Origin of the sequence: Streptomyces sp. JW3 (genome assembly GCF_052216785.1) — a bacterium.
GTDB lineage: Bacteria > Actinomycetota > Actinomycetes > Streptomycetales > Streptomycetaceae > Streptomyces.
Genome location: NZ_JBQOUX010000200.1, coordinates 1 through 5,142 on the forward strand (window position 1 = coordinate 1; position 5,142 = coordinate 5,142).

Genomic DNA, 5,142 nt, shown 5'->3' on the forward strand with positions numbered 1-5,142 from the left:
GTCTCTCGGGTGAGTACAAAGGAAGCGTCCGTTCCTTGAGAACTCAACAGCGTGCCAAAAGTCAACGCCAGATATGTTGATACCCCGTTCCCGGCTTCTGCTGGGGATGAGGTTCCTTTGAAGAAAAATACAGCGAGGACGCTGTGAACGCTCGGGCTTATTCCGCCCGACGTTCCGCTCCCGTGAGCTGTTGAAGCATTCACGGAGAGTTTGATCCTGGCTCAGGACGAACGCTGGCGGCGTGCTTAACACATGCAAGTCGAACGATGAACCACTTCGGTGGGGATTAGTGGCGAACGGGTGAGTAACACGTGGGCAATCTGCCCTGCACTCTGGGACAAGCCCTGGAAACGGGGTCTAATACCGGATAATACTTCTCCTCGCATGGGGAGGGGTTGAAAGCTCCGGCGGTGCAGGATGAGCCCGCGGCCTATCAGCTTGTTGGTGAGGTAGTGGCTCACCAAGGCGACGACGGGTAGCCGGCCTGAGAGGGCGACCGGCCACACTGGGACTGAGACACGGCCCAGACTCCTACGGGAGGCAGCAGTGGGGAATATTGCACAATGGGCGAAAGCCTGATGCAGCGACGCCGCGTGAGGGATGACGGCCTTCGGGTTGTAAACCTCTTTCAGCAGGGAAGAAGCGAAAGTGACGGTACCTGCAGAAGAAGCGCCGGCTAACTACGTGCCAGCAGCCGCGGTAATACGTAGGGCGCAAGCGTTGTCCGGAATTATTGGGCGTAAAGAGCTCGTAGGCGGCTTGTCGCGTCGGTTGTGAAAGCCCGGGGCTTAACCCCGGGTCTGCAGTCGATACGGGCAGGCTAGAGTTCGGTAGGGGAGATCGGAATTCCTGGTGTAGCGGTGAAATGCGCAGATATCAGGAGGAACACCGGTGGCGAAGGCGGATCTCTGGGCCGATACTGACGCTGAGGAGCGAAAGCGTGGGGAGCGAACAGGATTAGATACCCTGGTAGTCCACGCCGTAAACGGTGGGCACTAGGTGTGGGCAACATTCCACGTTGTCCGTGCCGCAGCTAACGCATTAAGTGCCCCGCCTGGGGAGTACGGCCGCAAGGCTAAAACTCAAAGGAATTGACGGGGGCCCGCACAAGCAGCGGAGCATGTGGCTTAATTCGACGCAACGCGAAGAACCTTACCAAGGCTTGACATACACCGGAAAGCATTAGAGATAGTGCCCCCCTTGTGGTCGGTGTACAGGTGGTGCATGGCTGTCGTCAGCTCGTGTCGTGAGATGTTGGGTTAAGTCCCGCAACGAGCGCAACCCTTGTCCTGTGTTGCCAGCATGCCCTTCGGGGTGATGGGGACTCACAGGAGACCGCCGGGGTCAACTCGGAGGAAGGTGGGGACGACGTCAAGTCATCATGCCCCTTATGTCTTGGGCTGCACACGTGCTACAATGGCAGGTACAATGAGCTGCGATGCCGTGAGGTGGAGCGAATCTCAAAAAGCCTGTCTCAGTTCGGATTGGGGTCTGCAACTCGACCCCATGAAGTTGGAGTTGCTAGTAATCGCAGATCAGCATTGCTGCGGTGAATACGTTCCCGGGCCTTGTACACACCGCCCGTCACGTCACGAAAGTCGGTAACACCCGAAGCCGGTGGCCCAACCCCTTGTGGGAGGGAGCTGTCGAAGGTGGGACTGGCGATTGGGACGAAGTCGTAACAAGGTAGCCGTACCGGAAGGTGCGGCTGGATCACCTCCTTTCTAAGGAGCACATGGCCGACTGCAGGCAAATGTTCTGCACGGTTGCTCATGGGTGGAACGTTGACTATTCGGCACGATCAGGATGGGACCTGTCAGTACTGCTTCGGCGTGGAACACGGGATCTTGACTGGTGGTGTCGGGCACGCTGTTGGGTGTCTGAGGGTACGGCCGTGAGGTCGCCTTCAGGTGCCGGCCCCAGTGCACTCGGATCTAGGTTCGGGGTGATGGGTGGCTGGTCGTTGTTTGAGAACTGCACAGTGGACGCGAGCATCTGTGGCCAAGTTTTTAAGGGCGCACGGTGGATGCCTTGGCACCAGGAACCGATGAAGGACGTGGGAGGCCACGATAGGCCCCGGGGAGTCGTCAACCAGGCTTTGATCCGGGGGTGTCCGAATGGGGAAACCCGGCAGTCGTCATGGGCTGTCACCCGCTGCTGAACACATAGGCAGTGTGGAGGGAACGCGGGGAAGTGAAACATCTCAGTACCCGCAGGAAGAGAAAACAACCGTGATTCCGGGAGTAGTGGCGAGCGAAACCGGATGAGGCCAAACCGTATGCGTGTGAGACCCGGCAGGGGTTGCGTATACGGGGTTGTGGGATCTCTCTTTCACGGTCTGCCGGCCGTGGGACGAGTCATAAACCGTTGATGTAGGCGAAGGACATGCGAAAGGTCCGGCGTAGAGGGTAAGACCCCCGTAGTCGAAACGTCAGCGGCTCGTTTGAGAGACACCCAAGTAGCACGGGGCCCGAGAAATCCCGTGTGAATCTGGCGGGACCACCCGTTAAGCCTAAATATTCCCTGGTGACCGATAGCGGATAGTACCGTGAGGGAATGGTGAAAAGTACCGCGGGAGCGGAGTGAAATAGTACCTGAAACCGTGTGCCTACAAGCCGTGGGAGCGTCGCGCAGGGACTTGTCCTTGCGTCGTGACTGCGTGCCTTTTGAAGAATGAGCCTGCGAGTTTGCGGTGTGTTGCGAGGTTAACCCGGGTGGGGTAGCCGTAGCGAAAGCGAGTCCTAATAGGGCGTTTGAGTAGCACGCTCAAGACCCGAAGCGGAGTGATCTAGCCATGGGCAGGTTGAAGCGGAGGTAAGACTTCGTGGAGGACCGAACCCACCAGGGTTGAAAACCTGGGGGATGACCTGTGGTTAGGGGTGAAAGGCCAATCAAACTCCGTGATAGCTGGTTCTCCCCGAAATGCATTTAGGTGCAGCGTCGTGTGTTTCTTGCCGGAGGTAGAGCACTGGATAGGCGATGGGCCCTACCGGGTTACTGACCTTAGCCAAACTCCGAATGCCGGTAAGTGAGAGCGCGGCAGTGAGACTGTGGGGGATAAGCTCCATGGTCGAGAGGGAAACAGCCCAGAGCATCGACTAAGGCCCCTAAGCGTACGCTAAGTGGGAAAGGATGTGGAGTCGCAGAGACAACCAGGAGGTTGGCTTAGAAGCAGCCACCCTTGAAAGAGTGCGTAATAGCTCACTGGTCTAGTGATTCCGCGCCGACAATGTAGCGGGGCTCAAGCGTACCGCCGAAGTCGTGTCATTGCAGCATGTACTCCCAACGGAGGCTGTGATGGGTAGGGGAGCGTCGTCTGCCGGGTGAAGCAGCCGCGTAAGCGAGTTGTGGACGGTTGACGAGTGAGAATGCAGGCATGAGTAGCGATACACACGTGGGAAACGTGTGCGCCGATTGACTAAGGGTTCCTGGGTCAAGCTGATCTGCCCAGGGTAAGTCGGGACCTAAGGCGAGGCCGACAGGCGTAGTCGATGGATAACCGGTTGATATTCCGGTACCCGCTGTGAAGCGTCAAACATCGAGCATCGTGATGCTAAGGCCGTGAAGCCGTTCCGGACCCTTCGGGGAATGGAAAGTGGTGGAGCCGTCGGCCCAAGCGGTTAGTAGGTGAGTGATGGGGTGACGCAGGAAGGTAGTCCATCCCGGGCGGTGGTTGTCCCGGGGTAAGGGTGTAGCCCGTCATCCAGGTAAATCCGGATGACATGAGGGTGAGACCTGATGCCGAGCCGATTGTGGTGAAGTGGATGATCCTATGCTGTCGAGAAAAGCCTCTAGCGAGTTTTATGGCGGCCCGTACCCTAAACCGACTCAGGTGGTCAGGTAGAGAATACCGAGGCGTTCGGGTGAACTATGGTTAAGGAACTCGGCAAAATGCCCCCGTAACTTCGGGAGAAGGGGGGCCACATCCGGTGAGGGGACTTGCTCCTTGAGCTGGGGGTGGCCGCAGAGACCAGCGAGAAGCGACTGTTTACTAAAAACACAGGTCCGTGCGAAGCCGTAAGGCGATGTATACGGACTGACGCCTGCCCGGTGCTGGAACGTTAAGGGGACCGGTTAGTCACATTTCGGTGTGGCGAAGCTGAGAACTTAAGCGCCAGTAAACGGCGGTGGTAACTATAACCATCCTAAGGTAGCGAAATTCCTTGTCGGGTAAGTTCCGACCTGCACGAATGGCGTAACGACTTCTCGACTGTCTCAACCATAGGCCCGGTGAAATTGCACTACGAGTAAAGATGCTCGTTTCGCGCAGCAGGACGGAAAGACCCCGGGACCTTTACTACAGTTTGATATTGGTGTTCGGTTCGGCTTGTGTAGGATAGCTGGGAGACTGTGAACTCTGGACGCCAGTTCAGGGGGAGTCGTCGTTGAAATACCAGTCTGGTCGTGCTGGATGTCTAACCTGGGTCCGTGATCCGGATCAGGGACAGTGTCTGATGGGTAGTTTAACTGGGGCGGTTGCCTCCTAAAGAGTAACGGAGGCGCCCAAAGGTTCCCTCAGCCTGGTTGGTAATCAGGTGTTGAGTGTAAGTGCACAAGGGAGCTTGACTGTGAGACCGACGGGTCGAGCAGGGACGAAAGTCGGGACTAGTGATCCGGCGGTGGCTTGTGGAAGCGCCGTCGCTCAACGGATAAAAGGTACCCCGGGGATAACAGGCTGATCTTCCCCAAGAGTCCATATCGACGGGATGGTTTGGCACCTCGATGTCGGCTCGTCGCATCCTGGGGCTGGAGTCGGTCCCAAGGGTTGGGCTGTTCGCCCATTAAAGCGGTACGCGAGCTGGGTTTAGAACGTCGTGAGACAGTTCGGTCCCTATCCGCTGTGCGCGTAGGAGTCTTGAGAAGGGCTGTCCCTAGTACGAGAGGACCGGGACGGACGAACCTCTGGTGTGCCAGTTGTTCTGCCAAGGGCATGGCTGGTTGGCTACGTTCGGGAGGGATAACCGCTGAAAGCATCTAAGCGGGAAGCCTGCTTCGAGATGAGGACTCCCACCCCCTTGAGGGGTTAAGGCTCCCAGTAGACGACTGGGTTGATAGGCCAGATATGGAAGCACCGTAAGGTGTGGAGTTGACTGGTACTAATAGGCCGAGGGCTTGTCCTCAGTTGCTCGCGTCCACTGTGTT

General features: G+C 57.5%; 2 rRNA genes. Both read left to right on the forward strand.

Features of this window, described 5'->3' with window-relative positions:
• Positions 1-198: 198 nt before the first annotated feature.
• Positions 199-1,724: ribosomal RNA gene (locus tag ACTT8P_RS37795) — 16S ribosomal RNA — on the forward strand.
• 275 nt (positions 1,725-1,999) lie between these two features.
• Positions 2,000-5,120, forward strand: a 23S ribosomal RNA gene (locus ACTT8P_RS37800).
• The 16S and 23S rRNA genes sit together here, the layout of an rRNA operon.
• Positions 5,121-5,142: the final 22 nt, after the last annotated feature.